Below are 493 nucleotides of genomic sequence, written 5' to 3'. Positions count from 1 at the left end.
GGGTGAGCAGATGCATGTACCGGCCGAGCAGCATGGTCTCGCGTTCGATCCGGTCGAGGGGCATGTCCACGCATCCAGGTATATCACGCTGGATATGCATGATGCATAAGCTGTGCATGATGCACATCCCATGTATCTTGCATACTCCATGTACCTTGCACACTCCGTGCATCGCGCATCACCACACAGCCCACCGAGGTCCGAGGTCCGAGGTCCGAGGGCTGAGAACGGAGAGACACCCCGTGGAGACTCCACCACCCGCACCGGCCTCCCCGGGGGCACCCACGGCCCGCCCCGGCGGGATCGTCGCCATCCTGGCCTTCGCCGGTATCGTGGCCGCGCTCACGCAGACCCTGGTGGTGCCGCTGATCGCGCGGCTCCCGGCGATGTTCGCCACCTCCGCGTCCAACGCCTCCTGGGTCATCACCGCCACCCTGCTGGCCGCCGCCGTCTCCACCCCCGTCGCCGGACGGCTCGGCGACCTGTACGGCAA

At 66.7% G+C, this 493-nt stretch carries 1 pseudogene; it reads left to right on the top strand.

What is annotated here, in order from left to right:
- Positions 1-242 precede the first annotated feature (242 nt).
- Positions 243-493: pseudogene (locus tag RNB18_RS51040) on the top strand (MFS transporter); the annotation flags it as partial.

The sequence above is a fragment of the Streptomyces doebereineriae genome, assembly GCF_031845645.1.
GTDB classification, from domain to species: Bacteria; Actinomycetota; Actinomycetes; order Streptomycetales; family Streptomycetaceae; genus Streptomyces; species Streptomyces canus.
Note: the sequence above shows the minus strand (reverse complement) of the source record. Positions and strands in the feature narration are given on the sequence as shown.